This window comes from Nitrospirota bacterium, assembly GCA_016214385.1.
Taxonomy (GTDB): Bacteria; Nitrospirota; Thermodesulfovibrionia; order UBA6902; family JACROP01; genus JACROP01.
The window spans coordinates 1-5,530 of sequence record JACROP010000106.1 but is presented as its reverse complement, the minus strand read 5'-3'; the positions used below and the strand labels follow the sequence as shown (position 1 = coordinate 5,530).

At 41.6% G+C, this 5,530-nt stretch carries 5 protein-coding genes; all 5 read left to right on the top strand.

Going from position 1 to position 5,530, the window contains the following annotated elements; genetic code table 11:
• A partial coding sequence (locus tag HZC12_06670) for an RHS repeat protein (GenBank protein ID MBI5026394.1) occupies positions 1-3,526 on the top strand: 3,526 nt, incomplete at its 5' end.
• 40 nt (positions 3,527-3,566) lie between these two features.
• A complete protein-coding gene (locus HZC12_06665) occupies positions 3,567-3,920 on the top strand; it encodes a hypothetical protein (GenBank protein ID MBI5026393.1) in 354 nt (117 codons plus the stop codon).
• Positions 3,921-3,974: 54 nt separating this feature from the next.
• The gene (locus HZC12_06660) at positions 3,975-4,292 is read left to right on the top strand and encodes a hypothetical protein (GenBank protein ID MBI5026392.1); all 318 of its coding nucleotides are present in this window, start codon (positions 3,975-3,977) and stop codon (positions 4,290-4,292) included.
• Positions 4,293-4,329: 37 nt separating this feature from the next.
• Positions 4,330-5,193 carry a transposase gene (locus HZC12_06655; GenBank protein ID MBI5026391.1) on the top strand — a complete coding sequence of 288 codons (864 nt, stop codon included), beginning with the start codon at positions 4,330-4,332 and terminating at the stop codon, positions 5,191-5,193.
• 99 nt (positions 5,194-5,292) lie between these two features.
• A partial coding sequence (locus tag HZC12_06650) for a hypothetical protein (GenBank protein ID MBI5026390.1) occupies positions 5,293-5,530 on the top strand: 238 nt, incomplete at its 3' end.

The following is a 5,530-nucleotide window of genomic DNA, read 5'->3' as shown; positions in this document are numbered from 1 at the left end:
TGGTGGGACAGCAGATCAACCTATTCCCTTTAAGGCCCCCAATGACTTAGGCCTGCTTCCAGGGCAAAAGGCAGTTCTCTGGTATTACGATGAATCTCCAAATGAAGGAGAGGCACCCAATGACTGGGCAATAGCAGGGACAGGCACTGTCTCTTCTGATGGAAGATACATAGTCTCTGACCCGGGGGTAGGGATACCAAAGTTCTGCTGTGGCGCAACAGCCTGGGGAGGCCAGAGCGCAAATACTGAGAAGACAAGCCCTGATTGTAAGAGTCAGGCAGCAGAACCTGTTGACCTTTCAACAGGTTATTTCATACACGAAAAGACAGACCTTCACATACCCGGGATAATTCCAGTTAATATCACAAGATATTACAGAAGCAAGGACACCTCAGGTAATGAGCCGATAGGCGCATTCGGCAGAAACACATACTTTGAATATGACTGGTGGATGGGGGCCTATGGGGCAGATGGGAAGATTAATAACACAGACACAACAATGTTTTTGCTAATTAAACCTGGCAATTATCAATACAGGTTTAGTGTTAAACAGGCAGATGGGACCTTTATCAATGACACAGACCCTGACATGCGTGGTGCAGTCATTACAAAGAATACCGATGGCTCAAAGACCCTCAGGATGAGGGATGGCTGGACATACAAGTTTGACAGCAGTGGTGATTTGATAGAGATAGCAGACAGAAATAGCAATAAGCTCACCCTCACGAGGAGGTCTGATTTTGAAGGAGGTTATCTAACAGAGATAATAATGCCAGATGGCAGAAAGATAGCCTTTAACCAGACCTTTACAGCAACAGGGGGTCCAATGAGTGGATTTTCCAGGACCGATGAGATTGTTGATCCTGCAGGGAGGACTGTAAGCTATACCTATGATAAAGACTCAACCGACCGCCCAAGGCTCAAGAAAGTCTCTTATCCTCCTGATGGAGGCACAATTGAGTATAAATACGACTCATCAGGCAGGATGTCAGAGATAATAAATGAGAGGGGCATCCGTGAGGTATTAAATGAATATGATACAAACCACAGGGTAATAAAACAGACCCACATAGATGGAGGCACTTACACATTCAACTACACAATAGCAGGAGGCAATATCACAGAGGCCTCAATGACAGCTCCAAATGCAGGGGTAACGACCTGGAGGTTTTACGATGAAACAGGGGCATACAAGGATAAATACGTCACACAGATGACAACACCTGATGGAACAACCAAATATGACAGGGAAGTAGGGACAAACCTTTTAAAATCTGTCACAGACCCCCTCGGAAGGAAAATAACCTACACCTATGACTCAAAGGGCAGGGTGGCAACTATTACAGACAATGGAGGAAACACAACCAGCTATGAATATGAAGACACCTTTAGCAAAGTTACTAAGATAACAGATGCCCTTGGGAATATAACAACCATGAGCTATGACTCAAAGGGTAATCTTACCTCCATCAAAGACCCGATTGGAAACACAACGACCATCAGCTATAATAATATGGGAAAACCTATATCTGTGACCGATGCACTTGGAAATAAAACAACAATGGAATACGATGCCTCAGGCAATCTCACCAAGGTCACAGACCCCTTGGGAAACTCATCCCAGATGGCCTATGATTCATTAAACAGGCTTACAAAAACGACAGATGCAAATGGAAAAAGCACAGGTTATAATTATGATCCAATGAGCAGAATTAGAGAGGTCACAGACCCTCTTGGAAGCATAACGAGATATTATTATGCTGGTGATGGAAAACTCACCCAGGTAATAGATACAAAGAATCATGACATAAGGTATGAATATGACGATAGAAGCAGAGTTAAAAAGATGACAGATCAATCGGGTAAAGTTGAGGCATATATTTATGATACGAGCGATAATCTTACTTCCGTCACAGACCGAAAAAGCCAGAAAACTACTTATACTTATGACAAAATGAATAGAATAACAAAGGCCACATATCATGATGCTTCATATACCACATATACCTATGATACAGCAGGGAGGCTTATCAGTGTCGGTGACAGCGTCAGTGGCACAATCACTTACACATACTCAGACACAGGCTGCACAACAGGATGCAGCGGGATAGCAGATAAAATAATCAAAGAAGTGACGCCTCTTGGGACAATAGATAACACCTATGATAAAATAGGAAGAAGAATAACCATGACAGTAGCAGGCCAGCCTGTGGTTAATTATACATATGACAAGGTGGGGAGGCTGACAAACATCAAACAGAAGATAGGGACAAAGGACAGGAACTTCAAGATAACCTATGACAGTGCTGGAAGGAGAACACAGCAGGATTATCTAATAGGCACATCAACCAATCCAACGATACAGACGACATATTCCTATGACACAGCAAGCAGGCTCTTGAATATGAAACACCTCAAATCAACCACAGTCCTTGAGGATCTCCTTTATGAATATGACCCCAACGGGAACAGAACGAAATACAAGAGGAATGCAGTACAGCCATTGAGGGATGGGGTTACAGATGCCGATTATAACGAGGCGAATCAGATGGTAACATTTGTTCCTCAGACAGGATCGGCGAAGAATATGACATACGATGATAATGGGAATCTCACGAGTGTAACCAATTCTTGTGGCAAGACCACATACACATGGGATGTAAGGAATCGTTTAGCAGGGATCAATGGCTTTAAACCCGATTGTTCATCTCTGACAGCTTCTTTTAAGTATGATGCTTTGGGGAGAAGGATTGAAAAGACTATAAATGGAAAAACCATTAAATACCTTTACGATGGTTTAGACATCATTCAAGAGATTGAAGGCAGTGCGGTTACAAACTATGTGAGGACTTTGAATATAGACGAGCCTCTTGCAAGAATAAAGGCAGATGGAACAATAAGGCATTATAAAACAGATGCTCTTGGTAGTGTAATCGCATTGGTTGACGACACAGGCGCTGTTAAGACGACATATACTTACGACCCTTTTGGTGCTGTGACAATAACAGGCGAATCATCTGATAATCCTTTTCAATACACTGGTCGTGAAAATGATGGAACAGGGTTATATTACTACAGAGCTCGTTATTACTCGCCGGAGTTGCAGAGGTTTATAAGCGAAGATCCGATTGGATTGGCGGGGGGGATAAATAAATTTGTTTATGTCGACAATAATTCTATTAATTATATCGATCCATGGGGATTATGGAGAAAAAAAGCTGGTGGCTACAGATTTGAGAAATATCCAGATGACCACCCACCTGATCATGTGCATGTGTATAAAGACAATAAGAAACTCGGAAAGTATGATTTGGAAAATAAATGTCCTATGGATAAGGGATTAAAGGATTCGAAACGCCTTCGAAAGGCGCTTAAGAAACTTGGCTTGATAGGTTTAGGAGTAACAATATTAGATTTAGGGTTTGATATTCATGAATCTGGTGCGCAAGAGGCAGTAGGAAACATGGTTGGCGACATGGTCGATAATATTGTGAATCCATTTTTCGGAGCCTCCGAAGCGGAGTAGGAGCCTTACAAGCTTAGATGCTATGAAATTTCCACTCAAAATGAAAGAAGGGGTATACCCCAGTAAGGCTATATGTCCATGGTGTAAAAAGGCAAAAATATTTGAGCCACATTCTTTCGCTGTTCTTGAGTGTGGGGCCTATCTAATGAATAGAAAACGTGACGTTGGTGTACCAGATAAGAAAATGGATGGTTTTCTCAGTCTGATTTGGCACGGGGCACATAACGATGGTAAAGGAAAAGACAGAGAAATTGATTGCATGCTCGATGTGGTTTCTGATGTGACTGGAGGACAATTCGGTATATACTTTTGTTCGACGAGATGCTTAAGAGGCTGGCTAAACGCCATAATCGATGAACTTGAATCTAAAATACAGAAACAAAGTAAAGAATAAAGGGGACGGTTCTATTTTATTGACAAAGAAGGCAGTGTATGATAGATTTTAGGCATGCCGAGGACAGCGAGGATAGCACCAAGAGAATATGTATATCACATATTAACAAGAGGGAATAACCGCCAAGATATTTTTAAGAACGAAAAAGATTACAGGAAATATATTGAGATACTTCAGAGATACAAAGATAGATACAAGTTTAAGATGCTGTCGTTTACACCTGCTGTCGGCTCTGCTAAGAACATCACCTACGATAATAATGGAAATCTTTTAAGTATGACAAATTCCTGTGGCACGACTACATACACCTGGGATGTTCGTAACAGGCTTGCGGGTATAAACGGAAATAAGATAAAGGGGTCAAGTCTTTAATCTTGACATTTCAAGGCAGATATGATAAGTACATATCATGGCGCGGCCATTAAGAATAGAATACGACGGAGCATTGTATCATATAACATCAAGAGGAAACGAAAGAAAGCCAGTATTTAAAGACGATGAAGACCGTAGAGTACTTCTGGATACACTGCATAGAGTAAATAAGAGATACAATTGGATATGCCATGCCTATTGTCTTATGAACAATCACTATCACCTTGTAATAGAGACACCTGATGGGAATCTTTCAAGAGGGATGAGGCAGCTAAACGGGGTTTACACGCAGGAATTCAACAAGAGGCATGAACGGGTAGGGCATGTGTTTCAGGGAAGATACAAGGCAATATTGATACAAAAGGAAAGCCATCTGCTTGAAGTCAGCCGGTATGTTGAACTAAATCCTGTGAGAGCAAGGGCGGTAAGGGCACCTAAGGAATGGAGATGGAGCAGTTATCGTGCAACATCTGGTATTGATAGACCACATCCTTGTCACACAACAGACTGGATATTAGGGCAATTCAGTACAAAAAGGAAACAGGCAGAAAAGAAATACAGGGAATTTGTTGAAGCAGGGATAGGAATAAAAAACATATGGGAAAATGTCAAAGGCCAGAGCATACTTGGAGAAGAAGATTTTGTTGAAAGATTAATTGGATATATAAAAGGGCATGAAGACATAAAAGAAATACCAAAGGAACAGAGGTATTTAAAAAGGCCTGCGCTTAAAGAGATATTTAGTGATGATATATTATTAAATAGGATAAGAAGGAACAGAAAAATAGCAGAAGCAATAGAGAAGCATGGCTACAGCCAAAAGGAAATTGCAGATTATTTAGGTATGCATTATTCAACTGTGAGCAGGCTGGTGAGTGAGAGTGAAAGACATCAAAAGTAAAGACCTGACCCTTTCTTACTATCTTGACCCTACCCGCCCTGGACATGGTAAGCCAGGGCAAGGAATGAAGAAACACAGACCATGGGAGGGTGGCTGGTAATGAGTTTGCCCATCTGCCCTATATTTGTAGTTGAAGGATTGGATGATGTTTACGTCTACGCAACTGTAGAAGATGCTCAACTTGCATTGGAACCATGGTGGGTTAAGCAGAAGGAAGGCGTTGTCTATGATGCTGAGGGGCGGCTTCTACAACTTAAGGCTGGTGATATTAATGTTACTATTTCTCTTGGTGAAGCATCTCCAACTCATGCAGATGAATTAGAGTCAGTTCTACGAA